Below are 24005 nucleotides of genomic sequence, written 5' to 3' on the forward strand. Positions count from 1 at the left end.
GTGAATGCACGTAACTTTCCCGACCTGATGGCGTTCGGTCGCGCTACGGTGCGATTCGGTCACGCAGGGCTACACCACGGCCGCTTCCTCCCGGCGGGCCGCGCGGCGGACGGCCGCGAGGGCGGGATCGAGGGAGGGGACGGCGGCGAGCAGCTGCCGGGTGTAGGGGTCCTTCGGCTCTCCGTACACCACGTCCACCTCGCCCTCCTCCACGATCCGGCCCTGCCGCATGACGGCGACCCGGTCGCTGACCTGCCGCACCACGGCGAGGTCGTGCGCGACGAAGACCAGCGCGAGGCCCAATTCCTGCTGCAACTCGGCCAGCAGGGCGGTGACTTGGGCCTGGGTGGTGACGTCGAGGGCCGATACGGGTTCGTCGCAGACGATGAGCTTCGGCTCGGCGGCCAACGCCCTTGCGATGCCGACCCGTTGGCGCTGGCCGCCGCTGAACTCGTGCGGGTAGCCGTCGTAGCGGTCCGGGTCGAGCCCGACGCGCGCCAGGAGCTCGGCGACGCGGGCCCGGATGCGGGTGTCGTCGCGTTCGCCGGCGGCGCGCAGGGGGTCGGCCACGGATTCGCCTATGGAGCGGCGGGGGTTGAGGGAGGAGACGGGGTCCTGGAACACCATCTGCACGGAGCCGGTGCGGGTGACGTGTCCGGCGCTGGGTTCGAGCAGCCCCACGAGCATGCGGCCCAGGGTGGTCTTGCCGCTGCCGCTCTCGCCCACGATGCCGAGGGTTTCGCCCCGGCGGACCCGGAGGTCGACGCCGCCGACGGCGTCGAACGCGGCGCGGCCCCGCCCGAACCTCTTGCGGACGCCCACGGCCTCGACCACGACCTCCCCGCCTGCGGCGGACTGACTCCCCTCCCCGCCCCTTCCCGAAACCCTCCGGGGGGACGGTACGGCCGCGGACCGCGCGTGGCTGATCGCGCGGTTCCCCGCGCCCCCGGCGGGGTCGGGCTCGGGCTCGGCGGCATGTTCAGCCCGTCCGGCGTTTGAGGACGAGCGCCGTTCAGGCGCGGGCGGGGTCTGGGGCGGAGCCCCAGGAGACCCGCTCGCCGACTCATACCCCCGGAGGGTTTCGGGGAGGGGCGGGGTGGGGGAAAGCCGCGGCACCGCTGACAGCAGCGCCTTCGTGTAGGGCTCCCTCGGGGACGCCAGGACCGAGCCCACCGGGCCCCGCTCCACCTCCCGACCCGCCCGCATCACCAGCACCTCGTCCACGCTCTCCGCCGCGACCCCCACGTCATGGGTGACCAGCAGCAGCCCGAGGCCCGTATCGCGCCGCAGATCGTGCAGGAGGTCGAGGATCTGCGCCTGGACGGTCACGTCGAGCGCCGTCGTCGGCTCGTCCGCGATCAGCAGGCGCGGCTCGCACGCGAGGGCCATCGCGATGAGGGCCCGCTGCCGCATCCCGCCGCTGAACTCGTGCGGACGGGAACGGGACTTGCGCGCGGCGTCCGGGATGCCGACCCGGTCCAGGACCGTGACCGCCCGAGCCCGGGCGGCCCGCCGCGAGCCCCCCTTGTGCACCCGGTACACCTCCGCGATCTGGTCGCCGATCGTGTAGTACGGGTCGAGCGAGGACAGCGGGTCCTGGAAGACCATCGCCGCCAACCCGCCCCGCAGGGACCGGAGTTCGGCGTCGGAGGCGGCTGTCACGTCCACCCCGGCCACCCGGACCGCGCCCGAGACCCGCGCCCCCGTGCCCCGGTGGAGGCCGAGCAGCGCGTACGCCGACGCGCTCTTGCCGGAGCCGGACTCGCCGACCACGCCGAGGGCCGCGCCGGGTTCGAGCGTGAAGGAGAGGCCGTCGACGGCCCGAACCTCGCCGAAGGAGATGTGCAGGTCCGAGACCTCCACCAGCGGCGCGTCAGCAGGAACCGGTGTCATGACAGCACCACCCGTCGATCAGCCATCGCGTACAGGACGTCCGCGACGGCATTGGCAAGCACCACGAAGAATCCGGTGGTCAGGACCACGCCGACCACCACCGGCAGGTCGACCGTGCGCACCGACTCGACGAGCTGGCGGCCGATGCCCGGGATGCCGAAGAGCGTCTCGGTGAGCACCGCGCTGCCGAACATCGTGCCCGCGTCGAGCGCGCTGAGCGCGATGACGGGGGCGACCGCGCCGCGCAGCGCGTGGCGCCCGACGATGGCCCGTTCGGTGAGCCCGTACGCGCGGAACGTGCGCACATGGTCCTCGGCGAGCGTCTCCAGCATCGAACTCCGGGTCAGCCGCGCGTACTTGGCCGATTCGATCAGCGCCAGGGAGAACCACGGCAGCAGCAGGCCCCAGAACCACTGTTCCGGGTTGTCCGTGAACGGCACGTACTGCGGGAACGGCAGCCACTGGAGCGTGGAGCAGAGGATGATGATCAGCAGCAGGCCGATGACGAACACCGGCGTCGACGTGCCGGCCAGGGTCAGCCAGGTGAGCAGCCGCTCGACGACTCCCCCGCGCTTCCACGCGGAGAGCACCCCGGTGCCGACGCCGATGAGCAGCCACAGCGCGAACGCGCCGACCACCAGCGAACCGGTGACGGGGAGCTTGGCGAGGATGAGGTCGGTGACCTGCTCGTCGGTGCGGTAGGACTGGCCGAGGCAGGGCGCGGAGCAGTGCACCACTCCGGTGCCGGAGGAGAAGTCGCGTCCGGCGAAGATGCCCTGGATGAAGTGGCCGTACTGGAGGTACAGCGGGTCGCCGAGCCCCAACTTGTCGTGCACCAGGGCGACTTGTTGCGGTGAGCAGCGCTCGCCGCAGACGATCTGGGCGACGTTGCCGGGGGCCACGTAGAACACGGCGTACACGACGACGGAGAGGGCGAGGAGCACGAAGACGGCTCCGGCGATCCGCCGCAGCAGAAAGCCCGTGAAGCCGTTCAACTTGCCTTCTCCTCAAGGGATTTGCTGATTCGGGTGGTCCTGTCCTGCTTGCTCGTGCCCACCCTCAGCCTCGACTCCGCCCTCGGGTCGAGGGCCGTGCGGACGCCCTCGCCGATCATGGTGAGCGAGAGGACGGTGATGAAGAGCAGCCCGGCCGGCAGGAGCAGATAGGTCGGCGCCGCCTGGTACCACGTGTTGGCGTCGGTGAGCATCTGGCCCCAGGACGGAGTGGGCGGCTTGATGCCGACGCCGAGGAAGGACAGGGCCGCCTCGGCCACCACGTTGCTGGGGACGAGCAGGACCGCGTACGTGATCACGGGAGCGGCGAGCGCGGGGAGCAGCTCGCGGCGGGCGATCGCCCAGGTGCTCCAGCCGCTGAGCCGGGCCGCCGATACGTGGTCCAGGGTCTTGAGCGAGAGGGCGCCGGCCCGCACGATCTTCGAGGTGCCGAACCAGCCGAGCCCGGCGATGATCAGCGTGATCAGGACCGGCCTCGGGATCGAGGCGGGGGCCACGGCGAGCAGGCCGAGGGTGATGACGAGCATGGGCAGGGCGGCCGCCACGTCGGTGACGCGGCTGACGATCTGGTCGGCCCAGCGGCCGCCGAGCGCGGCGAGCAGGCCGAGTCCGACGCCGAGCGCGACCTGGATGAGGGTGGCCACGAAGGCGACCCCGAGCGAGACGCGGGCGCCGTAGACGATGCGCGCGAACAGGTCGCGGCCGGTCTGCGGCTCGACGCCGAGCCAGTGGTCGCCGCTGATGCCGCCGAACGAGCCGATGGGCACGCCGCCGCTCGCGGAGTCGACGAGGGTGGGGTGGTAGGCGTTGGGGTCCTGGCCTTCGAGTGCGGTGAGCAGCGGGGCCGCGAGCGCGACCAGGACGAGCAGGGCGAAGACGGCCACGGCGGCGGTGACCGCGCGCTGGGCGCGCAGCCGCCGCCAGAAGAGACGGCCGCCGGGGGCGGGCGCGACGACGCCCGCCCCGGTGGCCAACAGGGCTTCGGACATGGCTACTTGACCGCTACCTGCGAGATGTCGAGCACGCCGGTCCAGTCGCTGATGACGACGTTCTTGACGTCCTTGCCGACCAGCCGCTTGTAGACGGGGTGGAACAGCGGCACGACCACGGCCTGCTCGCCGATCTTCTTGTCGAGCGCGCCCCAGCGCGGGGCGGCGGCGGTCAGGTCGGTCAGCTTGTTGATCTCGTCGATCTCGCTGTTGACGGAGGCGTCGTCCAGGAAGCCGGTGTTGAAGTTGGCGCCGTCCCGGACGATCTGGCGGCCGTCGAAGATCGGCGCGAGGAACGGGCCGCCGGAGGGCCAGTCCGCTCCCCAGCCGCGCAGGAAGAACCCGGGCTCCTTCTTCGCGCTGGCGACGGTGTCGTTGTAGTCGTTGCCTTCGAGGCCCTGGAGCTTGACGGTGACGCCCGCCTTCTTCAGGGCGTCCTGGAGGGCGGTGGCGACCTCGGGCCCCTTGGGGCCGCCCTTGGCGTTGGAGTGGGTGAGCGTGACGGTCAGGCCGTCGGCGTAGCCCGCCTCCTTCAGGAGCTCCTTGGCCTTGTCGGCGTTGCCGGACGCGCCCGCCGGGAACGGGTCGTACGGGGTGTAGCCGAAGGCCTTCTGGTTCGGCAGGAAGGTGGTGGCGGGCTCGGCGAGCGAGGAGCCGCCCACGGCGTTGACGGCCGAGGTGCGGTCGACCGCGTACGCGATGGCCTGGCGGACCTTGGGGTTGTCGAACGGCTTCACGTTCGGGTTGAACGCGATGTAGTTGGTGTAGCCGAAGTGCCCGGTGCCGACCCGCGCGGCGAGCTGCTTGTCGCTCGTGACCTTGGCGAGCTCGGCCGGGCCCAGGTTGGTGTCGGTGGTGACGGCGGCCGCGTCCGGGCCCTGCGAGGCGGAGAGCCGCTGGTTGATGACGGCCTGGTCGAGCCCGGAGCGCACGTCGATGGTGTCCGGGTAGGCCTTGCGCTCGGGGTCGGTCGCCTCGGACCAGTTCGGGTTGCGCTCCAGGACCAGGTGCTCGCCGTCGTTCTCGTTCTTGACGACCTTGTACGGGCCCGAGGAGACGGGGTGCTCCTCGTACTTGGTGCCGTTGTCCTTGGCCTTGGGGACCGGCGCGAACTGCGTCTGGGTGGCCAGGAAGGGGAACTCGCCCTCGGGCTTGTTCAGGTGGAACACGATGGTCTTCGCGTCCGGCGTCTCGATCGAGCCGAGGCCCTTGCCGCCGTCCTTGTACGGGCCCTCGTACTTCGCCCCGCCGACCAGCCAGTCCCTCAAGTACGGTGCACCGCCCGAGAGTTCGGCCGCGAAGGAACGCTCGATGCCGTACTTGATGTCGGCGGTGGTGATCGGGCTGCCGTCCTCGTACTTGAGGCCGTCCTTGAGCGTGTACGTCCACACGGTGGCGTCCGCGTTGGGCCGGCCCGTGTCGGTGGCGAGGTCGGGCACCACCTTCGTGCCCTCGGCGCCGTTCGCGCGCTTGCGCGTGGTCAGGGTGCGGAAGACGAGCGAGGGGACGTTGCCGCCGCCGGAGGTGTAGAGCCGCGCCGGGTCGAAGTCGGTCTGCGCCTCGTTGTTGAGGACGCTGAGCGCGCCGCCCTTGTGGGGCGTGCCGGACGCCCCGGATCCGGCGTCCTTGGCGCCGCTGTCCTCGGGGCCGCAGGCGACGGCGCCCACGGCGAGAACCACGGCTATCGCGGCCGCTCTTGCGACATTCCCCGACGAAATGGACGTGTGACGCATCGGAAGTAGACCTCTCGGTGACTGCTGGGCAGGGCGGCGGAAACGGGCGCCCACAGCACCAAAAGGGAAAAGGGGGGTGGCTGCGCCCGTGTGCGGAGACCGTGCGGAAGCACGGAAATGCCCGGGCGCAAAAAGGGAAAAGGAAAGTCGAACGCGCTCGGGACGGCGTCAGCTACAGAGAATGTCGGCCACGCTGTGCCCGGTCACGCCGATGAGCGCCAGCTCGATGGCGGCGCGTTCGGGGGTGGCGTGACGGTGCGACATGCCGAGAAATATGAACGACCGGCTGTCCACTGTCAATCGAGAACGAGACGGCCGTCCCACATTCTGGGACGTGTCGCACCTGTGCGTGATCAACTCTTCGGATACACCCAGGGGTTGGGCCGGCACTTGATCCCGTCGATGTCCAGGGACTTGGTCTGCTGCTGCATCACCGGGGCGAGCGCGCCGGGCGTGCGGCAGCTCACATGGTTGTGTCCGAGCCGGTGGCCGACCTCGTGGTTGATGAGCATCTGGCGATAGGTGAACATCGCGTTGCCCCAGCCGTACGTCACCGAGCCCTGGGCCCAGCGGAACGCGTTGATCATCACGCGGTCGGTGGCGGCCGAGTCGCAGGAGACGTTGTCCTCGGTGGTGTCCAGGCCCGACTTGGCGCACCAGACCCCGGTGGTTCCGGGGCTCGCCAGGGTGACCACGAAGTCCGGCTTGCCGGAGGAGATCCGCTCGAAGGTCATGTCCCCGCCGTGCGCCCAGCTGCGGTCGTCGTTCAGGGTCTGCTGCACGGCCTGGGCGAACAGGGCCCCGTCCAGGCCGAGCCCCTGCTCGATGTCCACCTGGTAGCGGTACTTGTGGCCCTTGCCGGGCGCCGCGTCGAACCCGGGCACGGTGTCGAACCTGCCCGACGCCTTGAGCGCCGGGGCCATCGGGTACTGCTGGGCCATCTTCTGGTCGTACGTCAGCACCGCCGGGGCGGCCTGCGGGGTGGAGCGGCCGCTGCCCCGGGAGGCCGAGCCGTCGTCGTCGCGGCCCTTCTCGCCCGCGGACCGGCCGGCCGCGTCGTGCTTGTCCCCGGCGGAGGTGACCTGTCCGGCGACGACGACCGCGAGCACGGTGGTCACCGCGGCGGCCGCGATCCCGGTGAACGTCCGCCCCTTGGACACCTTGGAGCCCTTGGGCGCCTTCGGCTTCGCCTCGGGTGAGGGCGGCTCCTCGCGCAGCTGCGCCGGAACGCCGATGGTGCGCGCCTTCCCGGTGTCGCCGGGATCCGCGCCGGAACCGGCACGGGGGCCGGATTCGGGCCCCGGCTTGTCGAAGGCGTCGGTGTAGGAGCGGCGCGGGCCCGGAATGCGCGGGCCTCCGGTGTTGTAGGGGGTGCCGAGCCTGGCCGGGCGCGGCTTGCCGTGCCAGTCGCCGTAGCGGGGCTTGGCGGCGTTCGCCGGCCCGTCCTCGTGGTGCTGGGGATGCCCGCCGCGCACCTCCGGCGTGCCGAAGGCGGGGGTGCCGGTGGCGTGCCGGTCGTCGCCGGGCTCGCCCGGGGCCTGCCGTCTGCGCCGGCCGCCGCCGGAGGCGACGGACTGCCCGGCCTCGGGGGCCGGCGGCGCCTGGGGTATCGGCGCCGCGTCGCCGGACTCGTTGGGTCGGCTGTGTCGTCCCACGCCCCGGATCAGCTCCTGTTTCCTCGGTCGTCGCCGCGGTGGCCCCCGCCGGCGCTGTCGTCGATCAGCTCCCGCACGGCCTGCGCGACCGTCTCGGGGTACTCCATCATCGCCACGTGCCCGGCATCGGGCAGGGTCAGCAGCCGCGAGTCCCGGAAGGCGGCCGCCGCCCGGCGGGCCATCCGGAACGAGACGAGCTGGTCGCGCGCGCCGTACACGAGCAGCGTCGGCGCGAGCACCCGCTCCGCCTGCCGCCACAGACCGTGCTGGCCCCCCAGGGTGTACGCGTCCACGATGCCACGGGCCGAGCGGGCCATCGCGTCCCAGAAGTACGGCAGTTGGAGGCGCCGCTCCATTTCGTGCACGGCGGCCTCGAATCCCTCGGGGCTGACCCGGCCGGGATCCCCGTAACAGAGGGCCATCACTCCGCGGGTGCGGTCCTCGGCGTTCCAGTCCTTGGTCAGCCGCGCGAACAGCGAGGCCACGCCGGGCAGCGCGACGAGCGCGGTGGGCCAGGCGCTGCGCTGGACGCGGATCTCCGGCAGCGCGGGCGAGACCAGGGTGAGGGTGCGCACCAGGTCGGGGCGTACGGCCGCGACCCTGGTGGAGACCGCGCCGCCCAGCGAGTTGCCGATGAGGTGGACCGGGCCGCGGTCCTGCGAGTCGAGGAGGCGGATCACGGCGCGGGCGTGGCCGGTGATCGAGTAGTTGCCGTCGTCCGGCGGCGGGGAGTCCCCGAAGCCGGGCAGATCGAGCGCCTCGCCCTCCAGGCGGTCGGCGAGCAGCGGCATCAGCGCCGACCAGTTCTGCGAGGAACCGCCGAGCCCGTGGACGTACAGCGCGGGTTCGAGGCCGGGGCGGGCGTCGCCGGGCCGGAACCGGACGTTCAGAGTGAGGCCGGGCAGGCTCACGGAACGCAGCTCCTCGCCCTCCGCGACCCCGACCGCGCCCACCCTCGGCGCCAGTGAGGCAGCGGCGAGGGTTTCCGGCAGCTCGGTCGAAGACATGCGGCAATGTTACGAGACGATCACACCGTGGTTCATGTGTTCGCCGTCACAGGCCGTATAGCGCCGGGCGGGGGGAACTCCTAGGCTCGTAAGGAAGCCCCCGAATCACTCGTAGTGGACGAAAAGGGAGCAGTCATGTCCGTCGATCCCAGCGATCCGGAAACCTTCCAGGAAGTAGCCGACGGCGCGGCCGAACTGTCCGCGGAGGCCCCCGAGGCGGACGCCGCCGAGCAGCACACCGACGTACGGCCGGACCAGGACGACCCGCTGAGCCAGGTCGATCCGGCCGCCGCCAACGAGGCCGATGCGGTCGAACAGGCGCGCGTGGTCGCCCTCGACGAAGACGACTACCGATGATTTGTTCGGTTTACCTCGGGTATCTCCGGCTACCCAGCGCGTCCGGTCCGTGAAATTCTGCGTTCGCACCGCGCACAGCCGGGTTACCCAAAAGTACGATGGCGGCGCGCGTACATCGCGCACCAGATCAACTTTGGGAGGCGGCGTGACAGCCATCGAGCAGACCGAGGCGGCGCGCCCGCGAGGCACGCGCCTGCCGCGCCGGGCCCGCCGCAATCAGCTCCTGGGCGCCGCCCAGGAGGTTTTCGTCGCGCAGGGTTACCACGCGGCCGCCATGGACGACATCGCGGAGCGCGCGGGCGTCTCGAAGCCGGTGCTCTACCAGCACTTTCCCGGCAAGCTCGAGCTCTACCTGGCCCTCCTGGACCAGCACTGCGAGTCGCTCCTGCACGCGGTGCGCACCGCCCTCGCGTCGACCACGGACAACAAGCTCCGGGTCGCGGCGACGATGGACGCCTACTTCGCGTACGTCGAGGACGAGGGCGGCGCCTTCCGGCTCGTCTTCGAATCGGACCTCACCAACGAGCCGGCCGTGCGCGAGCGCGTGGACCGGGTCAGCCTCCAGTGCGCCGAGGCGATCTCGGACGTCATCGCCGAGGACACCGGACTGTCCAAGGACGAGTCGATGCTGCTCGCCGTGGGCCTGGGCGGTGTCTCCCAGGTGGTGGCCCGCTACTGGCTCTCCAGCGAGTCGACGATCCCCCGCGACAAGGCGGTGGCGCTGCTCACCTCGCTGGCCTGGCGCGGCATCGCGGGCTTCCCGCTGCACGGCACCGAGGGCCACTGAGCGGCCTCCGGGCGGTCATTCCCGGATTCTGTTCGCTCCTGGCGTTCAGGGACCGGCCATTTCCGGTCGCCTCCCCGGGCTAGTGTGTGCAGCGTACGGCGCGGCTGACCGCGCACCGCACGAGGTCGGAGGGACTTTGCCGTGGAGGTCAAGATCGGCGTGCAGCACGCGCCCCGGGAGATCGTTCTGGAGAGCGGGCAGTCCGCCGAAGAGGTCGAGAGCGCGGTAGCCGCCGCCCTCGCCGGCAAGGCGCAGCTGCTCAGCCTCGCGGACGACAAGGGCCGCAAGGTCCTGGTGCCGGCCGACAAGATCGCATACGTGGAAATCGGCGAACCCTCGGTCCGCCGCGTGGGCTTCGGCGCCCTGTAGTACACGGAGACACCACGGAAGGGGTGCCACCGGTTCACACCGGTGGCACCCCTTCCGCACGTCTTGCGGGGCCCGCCCGCCTTGCTTCCTCCCAGTGAGTGGAGGGTTGCTTTCCGCGAGCCTCGGGTAGGACGGCTTGTGACCGGTTCCGCCCTGGCCGCACCCCCTGGGAGGCGACGTACATGCTGCTGGAAGCCCTTGGCTCCGTACTGCTGGGATTCGCCCTCGCGTGGGCCGCCCTGGCCCGGCTCTCGCACCGGCTGCCCGACCGGCGCACGGTGCTCGGAGTCGGCCCGCTCGCCGGACTCTTCGGCGCTTTCCTGACCCACTCGGCGATCGGCCCGGGCCACGGCGTGATCACGCTGCTCGGCGCCACCTTCGTCGCGTCCGTCACGCTCTCGCTGCTGCTGCGGCCGTCGCGCCGCCTGCGCCGGTGGGCGGCGTAGGCGGCGCTCCCGCCGCCGGGGCCCGCCTGACGGGGCGTCAGGCGTGCCGACGGCCAGAAGTTCCCGGGCGGCCTTGAGTTCCCTAGGCGGCCAGGCCCAGAGCGGCCATCCGCTTGGTGTGGGCCTTGGTGATCCGCGTGAACATCTCGCCGACCGCCGCGAGGTCGAAGCCCGCGGCCACCCCGTCCACCCCGCCGACCAGCATCGTCGAGAGCGCGTCGCGTTCGGCGACCACGCGCTGGGCCTGCGAGAGGGCCTCGCCCATCAGCCGCCGGGCCCACAGCGCGAGCCGGCCGCCGACGCGCGGGTCCGCCTCGATGGCGGCCCGCACCTTTTCGACGGCGAAGTTGCCGTGCCCGGTGTCGTCGAGGACCGACAGGACCAGGGAGCGGGTGTCGGAGTCGAGGTGGTTGGCGACCTCGCGGTAGAAGTCGCTGGCGATCGAGTCGCCGACGTACGCCTTGACCAGGCCCTCCAGCCAGTCCGAAGGGGCGGTCTGCTGGTGGAAGTCGTCGAGGGCCTTGGCGAAGGGCTCCATCGCGGCCGTCGGCTCGCAGTCGATCCGCGCGAGGCGGTCCCGCAGCCGCTCGAAGTGGAGGAACTCCGCGGAGGCCATCTTCGCCAGCTCCGCCTTGTCCGCCAGGGTCGGCGCGAGCTTCGCGTCGTCGGCGAGCCGCTCGAAGGCCGCGAGCTCGCCGTACGCGAGGGCGCCGAGGAGGTCCACGACCGCGGCGCGGTACTGGGGCACCGCGGAGGCCGTCTCCCAGTCCTGGGCGGCGATCCCGGTGCGCTCGGGCTCCGGGGTGATTTCTTCGGCTGCAGTGGCGTTGTCAGACGTCTCCATAAGCCGCACAATAGCCCGCCCGGAGCAGGGTGTAAGGGCCTGCTTGCTCACACCCGTACCACCGGTCCCGCGAATTCGCCCAACACACATGCGCGAATCCGGGGTACAGTGGTAATGCGCCCGGCGAGTATTTCGACGGGCTGCACGAATGAGGATGCCCGGTCGGTTGCTCCGGTCGGCTCCGACCCGACAGCCCTCCGCAGGGCACGTTTCAGTACGTGCCACCGAAGAGGGATCCCTCAGCGGCACGAGCGCTTGAGCGACGGCAGTGGTCCCGCGCCACCCGGCAACACGATCGAATCTGATCCCGCCGGACGAAATGGGCACGGTAAGACCCGCCGCGTTCGCCTCCGTACCGCGTCTCACAGAAGAGGCAGCACCCTGACTACGTTCCGAGAGCTCGGGATCCTTCCCGAGACCGCCGAAGCCCTTGAAGCCGTCGGCATCGTGTCCCCGTTCCCCATCCAGGAGCTGACGCTCCCCGTCGCGCTCTCCGGCACCGACATCATCGGCCAGGCCAAGACCGGCACCGGCAAGACGCTCGGCTTCGGTCTGCCGATCCTCGAGCGCGTGACCGTCCCCGCCGACGTCGAGGCCGGCCGGGCCACGTCCGAGCAGCTCACCAACACCCCGCAGGCCCTCGTCGTCGTCCCGACGCGCGAGCTGTGCCAGCAGGTGACCAACGACCTCCTCACCGCGGGCAAGGTCCGCAACGTGCGCGTGCTCGCCATCTACGGCGGCCGGGCGTACGAGCCCCAGGTCGAGGCGCTCAAGAAGGGCGTCGACGTGATCGTCGGCACCCCGGGCCGCCTCCTCGACCTGGCCGGTCAGAAGAAGGTCGACCTCTCCCACGTCAAGACGCTGGTGCTCGACGAGGCCGACGAGATGCTCGACCTCGGCTTCCTGCCCGACGTCGAGAAGATCATCCAGCTGCTTCCGCCGAAGCGGCAGACGATGCTGTTCTCCGCGACCATGCCGGGCGCCGTCATCGGCCTCGCCCGCCGCTACATGTCGCAGCCCACGCACATCCGCGCCACCTCGCCGGACGACGAGGGCACGACCGTCGCCAACACGGCGCAGTTCGTCTACCGCGCCCACTCCATGGACAAGCCGGAGATGGTCGCGCGCATCCTGCAGGCCGAGGGCCGCGGGCTCGCGATGATCTTCTGCCGTACGAAGCGCACCGCCGCGGACATCGCCGAGCAGCTCGCCAAGCGCGGCTTCGCCTCCGGCGCGGTCCACGGCGACCTCGGCCAGGGCGCCCGCGAGCAGGCGCTGCGCGCCTTCCGCAACGGCAAGGTCGACGTGCTCGTCTGCACCGACGTCGCCGCCCGAGGCATCGACGTCGAGGGCGTCACGCACGTCATCAACTACCAGTCGCCCGAGGAGGAGAAGACCTACCTCCACCGCATCGGCCGCACCGGCCGCGCGGGCAAGAAGGGCATCGCGATCACGCTGGTCGACTGGGACGACATCCCGCGCTGGCAGCTGATCAACAAGGCCCTGGACCTGAAGTTCCCGGACCCGGTCGAGACGTACTCCACGTCCCCGCACCTGTTCGAGGAGCTGAAGATCCCGGCCGGCACCAAGGGCGTGCTGCCCCGGGGCGAGCGCACCCGCGCCGGCCTCGCGGCCGAGGCGGTCGAGGACCTGGGCGAGACCGGTGGACGCGGGCGCAAGTCCGCCGCCGCCGCGCCCGTCGTCACCGAGGAGCGTCCGGCCCGTACGCGTACGCCGCGTCAGCGTCGCCGCACCCGTGGCGGCACGCAGCTGGACGGCACCGAGGTCACGGCCCCGCCCATCGCGACCCCGGTGGCCGAGGCCACCGAGACCGTGACCGAGCCGCGCACGCCGCGCCGCCGCCGTCGTACCCGCCCGGGTGCGCCGTCGACCGCGCCGCAGGCCGCCGCGCCGGTGATCGAGGCCGCGCCGATGGCGGTCGCGGTCGCCGAGGCGCCCGCCGTCAAGACCGAGCCCGTCGTCAAGGCCGAGCCGGCCGTCGGGGCGCAGGCCGTCCGCAAGGCCGAGCCGCGCCGTCGTTCCGCGCCGACCGCCGCCGCGCCCGTCGTCGAGCCCGTCGAGGCGAAGGCGGCTCGTCGTCGCCGGGTGCGCAAGGCGACCGAGCCCGAGGTCGGCTTCGTGACGCCGGAGTCGGCCGCGCTGGAGCTGGCCAGGGCCGCGAAGGCCCGGACCACCGCGGCGATGTCCGACGTCGCCGAGGCCCCGGCCGCGGCGATCGCGGAGGCCCCGGCCAAGCCGAGGCGTACGCGGACGAAGAAGGCGGCCGAGGCCGTCGTCGAGGCCGCCCCGGTCGTCGAGGTCACCCCGGTCGTGGAGGCCGAGGCCCCCGTCAAGCAGCGTCGCACCCGTACGAAGAAGGTCGTCGAGGCCGCCCCCGAGGCGATCGCCGAGACGGCCGTCGAGGCCGAGGCCCCGGTCAAGCCGCGCCGTACGCGCAAGAAGGCCGCCGAAGCCGTCGTCGAGACGGTCGAGGCCCCCGCGATCGAGGCCCCAGCGGCCGAGGCCGAGGCCCCGGCCAAGCCCCGCCGCAGCCGTGCCAAGAAGGTCGCCGAGGCAGCCCCCGAGGCGGCCGAGGCTCCGGCCGCGCCGCGCCGGACCCGGGCGAAGAAGGTCGTCGAGGCCGCCCCCGGGGCGACCGACGGGACGGCCGTCGAGGCCGAGGCCCCGGCCAAGCCCCGCCGTACGCGCAAGAAGGCCGCCGAAGCCGTCGTCGAGACGGCCGAGGCACCTGCGGCCGAGGCTCCGGCCAAGCCGCGTCGCACCCGTGCGAAGAAGGCCGCGGTCGCGCCCGAGGCGTAAGCCGCACCGCCTGAAACGGCCCGGTTCCCCTGCGGGGGTGCCGGGCCGTTCGCGTTCCCGCGCCGAGGCGCCGCGGGGCCGCCGGATACGCTCTACTCATGAGTAAGCCCCGCTCCCTCGACCTTCCGGCGCGCACGCGCGCGTACCGGCTCGGCACCCCGCGCCAGGAATTCGCGGTGCTCGATTCGCGGCCGGAGGGGCGGGTGCGGGGCACCGTGCTGCTGCTCCCCGGGTACACCGGCAGCAAGGAGGACTTCCTCGCCCTCCTCGACCCGCTGGCGGACGCCGGGTACCGCGCGGTGGCGGTCGACGGGCGCGGGCAGTTCGAGAGCCCCGGGCCCCGGCACGTCTCCGGGTACACCCCGCGCACGCTCGGCACCGATGTGCTCGCGCAGGCCGCCGCGCTCGGCGACGGGCCCGTGCACCTCGTGGGGCACTCCTTCGGCGGCTTCGTGGCCCGGTCGGCGGCGCGGCTCGATCCGTCGGCCTTCCGTTCGCTGACGCTGCTCTCGTCCGGGCCCGGCCGGGTCGGGCCCGACCAGCGCACCAAGATCCGGATGCTCCGGGCGGCGCTGCCGGTGCTGCCGCCGTCGTGGGTGTGGTCGGTGACGCAGTGGCTGGACGGCCGCGATCCGGCGTACGTCGCCGATCCGCCGGAGATCGTGGCGTTCCTCGAACGCCGCTGGTTCAGCACGCAGACGGCCCAACTCATCGCCACGGGGCGGCAGTTGAGGGTCGAGCCGGACCGCACGGAGGGGCTTGCGGGGTTGCCGCTGCCGTTGCACGTGGCGTACGGGGACGGGGAAATGGTGTGGACGGTCGGGGAGTTGGCGCATCTGGCGCGCAGCGTGGGGGCGCGGCATACCGTGATCGCGGGGGCGGATCACTCCCCCAACGTCTCCCATCCGGGGGAGCTGGCCTCGGCCCTGGCCGACTTCTGGACCACCTGAGCCGCGTCGGCCCTGCGGGGCTGTTCGCGCGGTTCCCCGCGCCCCTGGGCGGGCCGCCCGGCCCAGCACCGACCTCGCCGCTCCCGCGCCTTCCACTTCACCTGCGGACCGTGCGGGACCGTTCGCGCAGTTCCCCGCGCCCCTAGGCAGCCCGCACAACCCAGCACCGATCATCACCAGCCCCGCCAGGGGCGCGGGGAACTGCGCGACCAGCCACCGGCGACCCGCGGACAGCCAGCGAATCGGCAGGCACGGGCCACTCCGTACTGGGTCAGTACTGGGACTGGAGGTGCTGCCAGAAGCCGTCGCGCAGGGAGCGGCGCAGGTCCGCGTGGCCCCGCAGGGAGTACTGGAGGAGGCGTTCCGCCTCGATGAGGAGGTCCTGGTCCACCGGGCCGGGCAGGTAGGGGTGGCCGGGCAGCAGGTCGGCGAGGGCGGCCCGCCCCCGCTCCGAGAGCCACGTCGCGGCGATCCGCGCCCCCACGAACCGCACGTCCTCGCGGCTCGGCGCCGGCCCGTCCTGCTCGTACAGCGTGACCGGCCGCCGCGTCACGTACGGCTTGCAGAAGTCGAGGTCGAACGTGCGCTGGCTGTCGACCTCCCACAGCAGCGGCTCCGCCTGGTTGCGGCCCTCCGCCGCCTCGATGCCCCACAGGTGGACCCGCGCCCCGTACCCCTGCGCGGCCTCGACCGCCGAGACGAGGTCCTCGTCGCCGCCGATCAGCGCCGCGTCGCTGATCGCGCGGTGGCGGGCCAGTGACTCCAGGTCGGAGCGGATCAGCGAGTCGACGCCCTTCTGCTGATTGTTCGCGTTGAGGTTGCCGAGCCTGACCTTGACGTCGGGCAGCTCGGCGATCGACTGCTGCTCGGGGGTGTGGATGCGCCGGCGCGCGCCGTCGTACCAGTACACGCGGAGCAGCCGGCTGTCCGCGAAGATCGTGCGGGCCTTGTCGATGAAGGCCTCGATCAGGCCCTCGGCGTCGAGGTCGAAGGAGCGGCGGTCCTCGGTGCCGGTGACGAGGAGGCCGGCGGCCGCGTAGACGTAGCCCGCGTCGACGAAGATCGCGTGTGTGGAGGGCGTCTTCGCGACCTCGGCGAGCATGCGCTGGAGCAGCTCGTTGGTGGCGTCCAGCTTGCCGTGCAGCTGGGCGGCGAGGTCGTGGGGCACCTGGGCCGGCTGAGGTTCCTGGGATTCGTCCATACGCTTTCCATTGTCGGCTTCGTGACGCAGGGGGCACAACCGGGCACGTGTGGTTGTTTTTTCCCCTCAATCCTTAGCAATCCGAAAAATTTCCTTAGCGTAGGGAATGTTTGCTGGAGGCAACCCGTTGATCCCTACGGAACGCGTTGCACATGCGCCACGCAATCCACTCTTAACGGGCGGGCAACCGCCCCGACGCCTCGTGGGAGCAGGCTGTTCCAGCAGCCCCCCGCACCAGTAGTTCTCCTAGCAGGAGGATCAGACGAAGGGAGAAGCCATGCGCTTCGAAATCATGCGCCTGGACGACGTCGACGGTACCGCCGTTGACAGCACCGTCGTGGACGCCGCCTCCGTCAACCGGATTGTGCAGCAGGCCGCCGCCATGGGTCAGCGCATCTACATCCGCCCGACCGAATCCGCAGCCTCGTAACGCGTAAGAGGCAGTGCCCCCGCGAGCCGTGAACGGCCGCGGGTGCCGTACGTAAAAGCGCCCCCGTACAGCGAGTACGGGGGCGCTTTGGCATGTCCGGGCCCCAACGGGCTTGCCGGGGGCGTCAGTTGGCGTGGATGACCTGGGTGACGCCGTTGATGATCTGCTGCACCGCGAGCGCGGAGAGCATCATGCCCGCGAGCCGCGTGACCAGGACGACGCCGCCGTCCTTGATGACGCGGATGATCAGCAGCGAGTACCGCATGGTCACGTAGAGCACGACGTGGATGGCGATGATCGCCGCCCAGACCGAGACCTGCCCGGTCACCGTGTCGTGGTTCTGGACGGCCAGGATCACCTGGACGATCGCGCCGGGCCCCGCGAGCAGCGGCATGCCGAGCGGCACCAGGGCTACGTTGACGTCCTTGGTCTGCTTGGGCTCGTCGGTCTTGCCGGTGAGCAGGTCGAGCGCGATCAGGAGCAGCAGCAGACCGCCCGCGATCATCAGCGCGGGGACGTCGATGTGCAGATACGTCAGGATCTGGTGCCCGACGAGGCCGAAGAGCGTGATCACGCCGAGCGCGACGGCTGCGGCCTGCCACGCCATCCGGCGCTGGACCTTGGCGGCCCGGCCCGCGGTCAGCGCGAGGAAGATCGGCGTGATCCCGGGGGGATCCATGATGACGAACAGGGTGAGGAAGAGGGAGCCGAAGACGGCAGCGTCGAACACGGTGAGCCTTGCAAGTGAGGGGCGTACAGAGGAGGGCTGGGGCGCTGGTGCGCGGGCCGGCCGGGCCCGGCCCCCGGGGCCGCGCGGAAGTCGGCCGGGGCGGGGGTTCGAGGAGTGGGAGTACGGGGGCGGCGCCCCCGGGGTTGGGAGAGGCGCGCTCTCCCTACGGGCGGGCGCTTCCGCCCGCGCCCGGCACGGGGAAGGCCCCCGTGGCGCGGCGGGTGATCTCGCCGTAGATCTCGGGGTCGGTGGTGCACTCCCCGAGCCGTACGGTCTTGCGGCTGCCGTGGTAGTCGCTTGAGCCGGTGGGGAGCAGCCCGAGGTCACGGGCGAGGCCGCGCAGCCGGTCGCGGGTGGGGGCGTCGTGGTCGGTGTGGTCGACCTCGATGCCGTCGAGCCCGGCGGCGGCCAGCTCCGCTATCGCCGACTCGGGCACGACCTGGCCGCGCTTGAGCGCGAGCGGGTGGGCGAAGACGGTGACGCCGCCGGCGGCCTTGACGAGCCGGATCGCGTCGAACGGGTCCAGCTCGTGCTTGCCGACGTAGGCGCGGCCGCCGTCGGCGAGCCAGTCCGGCACGAAGGCGTCGGAGACCGAGTCGACGACGCCGAGTTCGACGAGCGCCTCGGCGACGTGGGGGCGGCCCACCGAGCCGTCGCCCGCGATGCGCGCGACCTGCTCCCAGGTGATGGGCACGCCGAGTTCGCGGAGTTTGGCGACCATGCCCTGGGCGCGCGGGACCCGGTCGTCGCGCACGAGCTCGCGCTCGCGGGAGAGCTCGGGCTCGTCGGGGTCGAAGAGGTAGGCCAGCATGTGCAGGCCGATGCCGTCGACGCGGCAGGAGAGTTCGGCGCCGGTGACGAGGGTGAGCCCGGCCGGGAGGGCGGCGATGGCCTCCGCGTATCCACGGGTGGTGTCGTGGTCGGTCAGCGCGACGACGTCGAGCCCGGCGGCGGCCGCGTTGCGTACGAGCTCGGCGGGGGTGTCCGTACCGTCCGAGGCCGTGGAGTGGGTGTGCAGATCGATGCGCACGACGCGTACTCCAGGGCATAAGGGGCGGATCAGGGGACAGTCAAGGATAACCGCCCGGCCACACCCCGCAGTCCGCCCGGCCACGCGCCCCGCACTCCGCCCGGCCACGCCCCGCACTCCCCCGGCCCGCTCGCAGTTCACTCCGTCCGCTCGCGGATCGCGGGGTCAGGACAGGATGCGCGGGGTGAGCGCCCCGCACGGCACCAGTTCCACCTCGGAGCCCGCGTCCCGCAGATCGGTCAGGACGAGTTCGTCGTACATCAGGAGCCCGGACTGCTCGGGCCACACGATGGCCCACAGCCACAGGCCGCGCGCCTCGCCCGCGAAGACCGCGCGGTCGTCCGGGGTGTGGGTGACGTGCCACAGCGGGGTGGGGCGGCCGGCCGCGAGGACCTTGGTGTGCGGGGGCTTGTCGACGTTCATGAACGGGCCGGGGTCGGGCCCGTCGATGCCCGCGTACCGCGCGCCGAGCCCCACGCCCAGCTCCTCGGCGACCAGGATCAGCTCGCCGATGCCGCCGAGCGGGCCGGGGCCGGAGCAGGCGACGGCGGTCGCGCGGCCGCCGCTGCGGTCGTCACCCGCGTACGCGACGCCGGTGAACAGCCAGCCGACCGGCAGCGGCCAGGGCATCCAGGCGGGCACCTGCGCCCGGCGCACGACGACCTCAAGGGCCTCGACGCTGGGCGGCACCACCGGCTGGAGCGGATACACCGGCCCGTGCGCGTCGCACTGCCAGGTGTCGGCAAAGAGACCGGGCGCCCTGACCCGGCCTCCGCACTTCGGGCAACTGGGTTCGCCCCTCATAGGGCCCCACGGTCCTCCCCGGCCGTCGCCCCGTCAAGGACGATCACCCGTCCGGAGTGCGGTCCGCCTGTCGGCCGGGGGCGTGGAGTCCGGGGCATGCGTCCGGAGGCCGTGCGACGCCGGGGAAAAAGTAGTTTCATCTTGCATCCATTAGCCTCGCTAAGTTATTGTGTGTATCGCACAACGATCTTGGGTCCCCGTTCAACGGGACCCACCCGACGGGCCCCGTGCGACGGGACTCGTCCGACGGGAAGCGGGAGCAGCCATGCGGCAAGGAAAGGACCCTCTCGACGAAGGTGCGGGAGCCGGCAGTCTGTTGCGTCAGCCCAAGGCGGTCTGGGCGACCGCGGGCGCGTCCGTCGTCGCCTTCATGGGCATCGGCCTGGTCGACCCGATCCTGCCCTCCATAGCCAAGGGCCTGGACGCCACGCCCAGCCAGGTCTCCCTGCTCTTCACCTCGTACTTCCTGATCACCGCCGTCGCGATGCTGGTCACCGGCTTCGTGTCCAGCCGGATCGGCGGCAAGAAGACGCTCCTGGCGGGCCTCGCCCTGGTGGTCGTCTTCGCCGCGCTCGCCGGCACCTCGAACTCGGTCGGCGCGCTCGTCGGCTTCCGGGCCGGCTGGGGGCTCGGCAACGCGCTGTTCGTCTCGACCGCGCTCGCCGTCATCGTGGGCGCGGCGGCCGGCGGAAGCGCCGCCGCGATCCTGCTCTACGAGTCCGCGCTCGGACTCGGCATGGCGTGCGGCCCGCTGCTCGGCGCGATCCTCGGCGACATGAAGTGGCGCTACCCCTTCTTCGGCACCGCGGCCCTCATGGCGATCGGCTTCATCGCGATCACGGCGCTCCTCAAGGAGCAGCCCAAGCCCGCGCGCAAGACCTCGCTGCTCGATCCGATCAAGGCCCTCGGCCACGGCGGGCTCGCCTCCGCGGCGGCCTCCGCGTTCTTCTACAACTACGCGTTCTTCACGGTCCTCGCCTTCACCCCGTTCGTCCTGAACATGTCGCCGTACAAGTCGGGTGGCGTCTTCTTCGCGTGGGGTCTGCTGCTCGCGGTGTTCTCGGTGCTCGTCGCGCCCCGGCTCCAGAAGCGGTTCGGCTCGCTGAAGGTGCTCGGCGGATCGCTGGTGCTGCTGGCCGCGGACCTGATCGTGCTCGGCTACGGCAACCACACCACGGCGGTCGCCGCGACCGTCGCGTCCGGCGCGTTCATCGGCCTCAACAACACCGTCTTCACGGAACTGGCCCTGGGCGTCTCGGACGCGCCCCGGCCGGTGGCGAGCGCGGGCTACAACTTCGTGCGCTGGTTCGCGGCGGCCGCGGCTCCCTACTTCGCGCCGAAGATCGAGGAGTGGAGCAACATCCACATCCCGTTCGTGGTCGCGGCCGTCGCGGCGGTCATCGGCGCACTGATCGTCTGGGCCCGGCGCGCGTCGCTCACGCACGAGGCGGCGGAACTCCAGCCGGCCCACGCCACGGAGGATGGGGTGTCGGTCTTCGCGAACTAGGCGGTTGGCCTCCGGCGGGGGGTGGGTCAGGGCGGTGCGGGGTTGCCCGCGCCGCCTGGCCGTACCGGTGCTGGGCCCCCAGCCCGTCCGGCGATTGAGGACGAGCGCCGTTCAGGCGCGAACGGGGTCTGGGGCGAAGCCCCACGAACCCTCGCCTTCCGGTGCGGACCGTGCGGGGCCGCTCGCGCAGTTCCCCGCGCCCCCAGCAGCGCTGAGTACGGGCACCCCCAGCCCGTCCGGCGGTTGAGGACGAGCGCGCTCAAGGCGCGAACGGAGGGCTGGGGGCGGAGCCGCCAGGGCGGCTGGTCAGTCCAGGGGGACGGAGTTGCGCCGGGGGTCCCTCAGATCCGTGCCCCGGGCCAGCCACCGCTCCTCCAGCTCCGCCGCGCCGCGAACCCGCTTCCACGCGGCCTCGTTCGAGGTCATGGGGAGCAGCGGCAGGAAGCGCACGGGGTCCAGCGGGGCGTCGAGCTCCAGGTCCTCGACCAGGCCGCCCGGCTCGGCGACGAGCACGGAGGCGAACGGGGCGCCGGGCCACAGGGGTTCGCCCAGGTCGAGCGAGGCGCCCGGGGCCACCACGAGGCCCTCCACCTGCGGGGAGGCGGCGAGCACGGCGAGCGGGCGGAGCACCTTGTCGGTGTCGGCGAGCCCGGCCCGTACGGACAGGACCAGTTCGGCCCGCGGACCCTTCACCGGGTCGGCCAGCGCGGAGGTGGGGTCGGCCATCGGCTGGGCGGACATGCCGAGGGTCGCGTACCGGACGATGTCGCCGTCGGTGAACCGCAGCACCTCGATGCGGTCCGTGCCGAGGAAGGTGACCGCCGCGCGCGCGTCCGGCTCGCCCAGCGCGGTGCGCAGCCGGGCCTCGACCAGAGCAAGAACATCAACCATGGGCCGAGCATAGAAGGCGTATGCAAGCGGCAAAGAGGGGGCTTGACGCAACAGTGGGCTGATAGTCTTGGCCGCTGTTCGGGACAGCAGGAAGTCCCCCACGGGGGACCGGCTGGAGGAGGTGGGGCTGCGATGGATCGAAGTCGGCCTGGCAGTACCAACCGCTCTTCCGCACGGCTGCGTTGTCCCCGGTGATCTGATCTCTCGTCGATCCGAGAGCGTGCATACCCGGCCTCCGCGCCCGGAAACACCTGAGTCTCATGGCGTTTCGCCAACGGAAGAGCATCTCGCCTCGCGTTGTCCGTTTCAGTAGCGAACGCCGTCCCCGCGTGCCCCTGTGGTGCCGCCCGCTTTGCGAACGTGTGCGATTGATGCCTTTCGGGGTCGATTCGACCTCTTGGCCCCCTTCGTCGCAGAACGTCCCCATTCCGGGCAGTTCCAGAGCGTCACGCCCCGACGGCCCCTCCGTGAAGGAGTCCTGCCATGTCGATGATCCGTGACCTGCGCGCCGTGGTCCGCCCCGCACTGCGCAAGACCAGCACCCCGTACAACGGCTACGACACCACCCGCGACCCGTCGGCGAGCAGTGCCGTCGTGGACTGCGCGGTCTACCGCGACGGGCAGCGCGAGCGGTCCGTCGAGGACAGCGCCTGCCTGACGCCGCGCGAGGCGATGCGCCGGGTGCGCGAGGGCGGGGGCTTCGCGTGGATCGGTCTGCACGAGCCGACCGAGGCCGAATTCGCCGGTATCGCGGCCGAGTTCGGGCTGCACCCGCTCGCCGTGGAGGACGCGGTCCACGCCCACCAGAGGCCGAAGCTGGAGCGCTACGACGACACCCTGTTCACCGTCTTCAAGACCATCCACTACGTGGAGCACGCCGAACTCACCGCCACCAGCGAGGTCGTGGAGACCGGCGAGGTGATGTGCTTCACCGGGCGGGACTTCGTCATCACCGTCCGGCACGGCGGCCAGGGTTCGCTCCGCGCGCTGCGCAAGCGCCTCCAGGGCGACCCGGAGCTCCTCGCCAAGGGCCCGTCCGCCGTGCTGCACGCCATCGCCGACCAGGTGGTCGACGGCTACCTGGCCGTCGTGGACGCGGTGCAGGACGACATCGACGAGGTCGAGATCGAGGTCTTCTCGGCCCCGGCCAAGGGCAGCCCGCGCGGGGTGGACGCCGGCCGGATCTACCAACTCAAGCGCGAGGTACTGGAGTTCAAGCGCGCGGTCTCGCCGCTGCTGCGCCCGATGCAGCTCCTGAGCGAGCGCCCGATGCGCCTGGTCGACCCGGACATCCAGAAGTACTTCCGGGACGTCGCCGACCACCTCGCCCGCGTACAGGAGCAGGTCATCGGCTTCGACGAGCTGCTCAACTCGATCCTCCAGGCCAACCTCGCCCAGGCCTCCGTCGCCCAGAACGAGGACATGCGCAAGATCACGTCCTGGGCGGCGATCATCGCCGTACCGACGATGGTGTGCGGGGTGTACGGCATGAACTTCGAGCACATGCCGGAGCTGCACTGGAAGTACGGCTATCCGGTCGCGATGGGTCTGGTGGCCGTGGCCTGCTTCGCCATCCACCGCACCCTCAAGCGCAACGGCTGGCTCTGAGCGGTCAGTTGGCCCGGTTCGCCCGGACGACCAGGGCGAGGCCGGCCATGATCACCAGGAGCGCCGGGTAGGCGAGGACCGGGGGCCGCTGGCCGAGCCAGAGGGCCGCGATGAGGGCGGCGCCGGGGGTTTCGAGCAGGATCGCCGTGGAGGTGACGGACGGGCCGAGGCTCGCCACCACCCGGTTCAGCAGGGAGTGGCCGAGCAGTTGGGCCGCGAGCGTGAGCAGGGCGAGCTTCAACCAGGTCCCGGCGTCGTACGAGGTGAGCTCGGCCCCGCTGACGAGCGAGGCCGCCAGGAGCCCGACGGCGGCCGCGCCGTAGCAGAGGTACGTGTACGGGACGGTGTCCACGCTCTTGCGGACCTCCGCGCCGAGCAGCACGTACCCGGCGGCCGCGATGCCCCCGCCGAGCGCGAGCGCGTCACCGGCGAGCGCGCGCGGCGACAGGCTGAGGTCGACGCCGGTGAGCAGCAGGACACCGACGCAGGCGGCCAGGGTGCCGCTCCACACCATGGCCGGCGGGCGGTGGCCGCGCAGCCGCAGCGCGATGGTGGTCCAGATCGGGGTGGTCGTGCACAGCGCGGTCGACGAGGCGACGGACGTCATGCTCAGGCTCGGCAGCCACAGCCCGAAGTGCAGCGCGAGCAGACCGCCCGCGCCCAGGGCGAGGCCCACCTCGCGCCGGGTCAGCGCGCGCAGCCGGGCGCGGTACTTGAACCAGGCCACGGGGGTCAGCGCGCCGACCGCGAGGGCGTTGCGCCAGAACGCGATGGCGAGCGCGGGCGCGGCGGTGGCGGCGATGAGCGGCGCGGACAGCGAGACGCCGGCGAGGGCGACGCCGAGCAGCACGAGGTCGGTGCGCGGGCCGGCCGAGACGGCCGGCGCGGGGGTGGTGGCAGTGGTCACGGCGGCAGCGTAAGGGGCATGGCCCGATTACGGA

At 71.9% G+C, this 24005-nt stretch carries 23 protein-coding genes; 9 read left to right on the forward strand and 14 right to left on the reverse strand.

Annotated elements, in window-relative coordinates; genetic code table 11:
* Positions 1-69: 69 nt before the first annotated feature.
* From ACFYZA_RS29665 to ACFYZA_RS29695, 7 genes are all read right to left on the reverse strand, one after another.
* A complete protein-coding gene (locus ACFYZA_RS29665) occupies positions 70-1893 on the reverse strand; it encodes a dipeptide ABC transporter ATP-binding protein (RefSeq protein ID WP_388493697.1) in 1824 nt (607 codons plus the stop codon).
* Positions 1890-2888, reverse strand: coding sequence for an ABC transporter permease (locus ACFYZA_RS29670; RefSeq protein ID WP_382598569.1), 999 nt, complete (start codon positions 2886-2888; stop codon positions 1890-1892). Before ACFYZA_RS29670 ends, ACFYZA_RS29665 begins: the two co-directional genes overlap by 4 nt.
* Positions 2885-3895: an ABC transporter permease gene (locus ACFYZA_RS29675; RefSeq protein WP_388493699.1), complete on the reverse strand. Its 1011-nt coding sequence runs from the start codon at positions 3893-3895 to the stop codon at positions 2885-2887. The genes ACFYZA_RS29670 and ACFYZA_RS29675 overlap by 4 nt, the downstream gene beginning before the upstream one ends.
* Before the next feature lie 2 nt (positions 3896-3897).
* Positions 3898-5628, reverse strand: a complete 1731-nt coding sequence (locus ACFYZA_RS29680; RefSeq protein ID WP_388493700.1) for an ABC transporter substrate-binding protein — start codon at positions 5626-5628, stop codon at positions 3898-3900.
* Between the two features lie 168 nt (positions 5629-5796).
* Positions 5797-5892, reverse strand: a complete 96-nt coding sequence (locus tag ACFYZA_RS29685; protein WP_317617795.1) for an Ms4533A family Cys-rich leader peptide — start codon at positions 5890-5892, stop codon at positions 5797-5799.
* A gap of 89 nt (positions 5893-5981) precedes the next feature.
* Positions 5982-7283, reverse strand: coding sequence for a DUF3152 domain-containing protein (locus ACFYZA_RS29690; RefSeq protein ID WP_388493702.1), 1302 nt, complete (start codon positions 7281-7283; stop codon positions 5982-5984).
* Positions 7284-7291: 8 nt separating this feature from the next.
* A complete protein-coding gene (locus ACFYZA_RS29695; RefSeq protein ID WP_388493703.1) occupies positions 7292-8290 on the reverse strand; it encodes an alpha/beta fold hydrolase in 999 nt (332 codons plus the stop codon).
* 135 nt (positions 8291-8425) lie between these two features.
* Between ACFYZA_RS29695 and ACFYZA_RS29700 the strand changes: the two genes are divergently transcribed.
* The 4 genes from ACFYZA_RS29700 (at position 8426) to ACFYZA_RS29715 (ending at position 10249) form a co-directional block, all read left to right on the forward strand.
* Positions 8426-8647: a hypothetical protein gene (locus ACFYZA_RS29700; protein WP_388493704.1), complete on the forward strand. Its 222-nt coding sequence runs from the start codon at positions 8426-8428 to the stop codon at positions 8645-8647.
* Between the two features lie 145 nt (positions 8648-8792).
* Positions 8793-9434, forward strand: coding sequence for a TetR/AcrR family transcriptional regulator (locus ACFYZA_RS29705; RefSeq protein ID WP_100574954.1), 642 nt, complete (start codon positions 8793-8795; stop codon positions 9432-9434).
* A 141-nt stretch (positions 9435-9575) separates the two neighbouring features.
* Complete coding sequence (locus ACFYZA_RS29710; RefSeq protein WP_382598558.1) at positions 9576-9803, forward strand: DUF3107 domain-containing protein; 228 nt, start codon at positions 9576-9578, stop codon at positions 9801-9803.
* 182 nt (positions 9804-9985) lie between these two features.
* Positions 9986-10249, forward strand: coding sequence for a hypothetical protein (locus ACFYZA_RS29715; protein ID WP_382598556.1), 264 nt, complete (start codon positions 9986-9988; stop codon positions 10247-10249).
* Positions 10250-10331: 82 nt separating this feature from the next.
* On the opposite strand, the gene ACFYZA_RS29720 is transcribed toward ACFYZA_RS29715, so the two are convergent.
* Positions 10332-11093: a ferritin-like fold-containing protein gene (locus ACFYZA_RS29720; protein ID WP_382598554.1), complete on the reverse strand. Its 762-nt coding sequence runs from the start codon at positions 11091-11093 to the stop codon at positions 10332-10334.
* Positions 11094-11540: 447 nt separating this feature from the next.
* Here ACFYZA_RS29720 and ACFYZA_RS29725 point away from each other — a divergent pair, with 447 nt between their 5' ends.
* The gene (locus tag ACFYZA_RS29725; protein ID WP_388493706.1) at positions 11541-13913 is read left to right on the forward strand and encodes a DEAD/DEAH box helicase; all 2373 of its coding nucleotides are present in this window, start codon (positions 11541-11543) and stop codon (positions 13911-13913) included.
* Positions 13914-14011: 98 nt separating this feature from the next.
* Positions 14012-14863: an alpha/beta fold hydrolase gene (locus ACFYZA_RS29730; RefSeq protein WP_382598552.1), complete on the forward strand. Its 852-nt coding sequence runs from the start codon at positions 14012-14014 to the stop codon at positions 14861-14863.
* Between the two features lie 271 nt (positions 14864-15134).
* On the opposite strand, the gene ACFYZA_RS29735 is transcribed toward ACFYZA_RS29730, so the two are convergent.
* Positions 15135-16064 (reverse strand): NYN domain-containing protein, encoded by a 930-nt coding sequence (locus ACFYZA_RS29735; protein WP_382598550.1) that lies wholly within the window; start codon positions 16062-16064, stop codon positions 15135-15137.
* Between the two features lie 277 nt (positions 16065-16341).
* Here ACFYZA_RS29735 and ACFYZA_RS29740 point away from each other — a divergent pair, with 277 nt between their 5' ends.
* The gene (locus tag ACFYZA_RS29740; RefSeq protein WP_167157160.1) at positions 16342-16494 is read left to right on the forward strand and encodes a hypothetical protein; all 153 of its coding nucleotides are present in this window, start codon (positions 16342-16344) and stop codon (positions 16492-16494) included.
* Between the two features lie 124 nt (positions 16495-16618).
* On the opposite strand, the gene ACFYZA_RS29745 is transcribed toward ACFYZA_RS29740, so the two are convergent.
* The 3 genes from ACFYZA_RS29745 to ACFYZA_RS29755 form a co-directional block, all read right to left on the reverse strand.
* Positions 16619-17224, reverse strand: coding sequence for a MarC family protein (locus ACFYZA_RS29745; protein WP_382598547.1), 606 nt, complete (start codon positions 17222-17224; stop codon positions 16619-16621).
* Between the two features lie 163 nt (positions 17225-17387).
* Positions 17388-18254 carry a PHP domain-containing protein gene (locus tag ACFYZA_RS29750; protein WP_388493708.1) on the reverse strand — a complete coding sequence of 289 codons (867 nt, stop codon included), beginning with the start codon at positions 18252-18254 and terminating at the stop codon, positions 17388-17390.
* A 165-nt stretch (positions 18255-18419) separates the two neighbouring features.
* On the reverse strand, positions 18420-19058 hold the full coding sequence (locus ACFYZA_RS29755) for a DUF6758 family protein (protein WP_382598543.1): 639 nt from the start codon (positions 19056-19058) through the stop codon (positions 18420-18422).
* Positions 19059-19323: 265 nt separating this feature from the next.
* Here ACFYZA_RS29755 and ACFYZA_RS29760 point away from each other — a divergent pair, with 265 nt between their 5' ends.
* Positions 19324-20565, forward strand: coding sequence for an MFS transporter (locus ACFYZA_RS29760; RefSeq protein ID WP_388493709.1), 1242 nt, complete (start codon positions 19324-19326; stop codon positions 20563-20565).
* 306 nt (positions 20566-20871) lie between these two features.
* Here ACFYZA_RS29760 and ACFYZA_RS29765 read toward each other — a convergent pair whose 3' ends face one another.
* The gene (locus tag ACFYZA_RS29765; protein ID WP_388493711.1) at positions 20872-21456 is read right to left on the reverse strand and encodes a suppressor of fused domain protein; all 585 of its coding nucleotides are present in this window, start codon (positions 21454-21456) and stop codon (positions 20872-20874) included.
* Between the two features lie 483 nt (positions 21457-21939).
* Here ACFYZA_RS29765 and ACFYZA_RS29770 point away from each other — a divergent pair, with 483 nt between their 5' ends.
* The gene (locus ACFYZA_RS29770; RefSeq protein ID WP_382598537.1) at positions 21940-23064 is read left to right on the forward strand and encodes a magnesium and cobalt transport protein CorA; all 1125 of its coding nucleotides are present in this window, start codon (positions 21940-21942) and stop codon (positions 23062-23064) included.
* A 4-nt stretch (positions 23065-23068) separates the two neighbouring features.
* On the opposite strand, the gene ACFYZA_RS29775 is transcribed toward ACFYZA_RS29770, so the two are convergent.
* On the reverse strand, positions 23069-23971 hold the full coding sequence (locus ACFYZA_RS29775; RefSeq protein ID WP_382598535.1) for a DMT family transporter: 903 nt from the start codon (positions 23969-23971) through the stop codon (positions 23069-23071).
* Between the last annotated feature and the right edge of the window lie 34 nt (positions 23972-24005).

The sequence above is a fragment of the Streptomyces sp. NPDC001828 genome (assembly GCF_042892175.1).
Classification (GTDB): Bacteria; Actinomycetota; Actinomycetes; order Streptomycetales; family Streptomycetaceae; genus Streptomyces.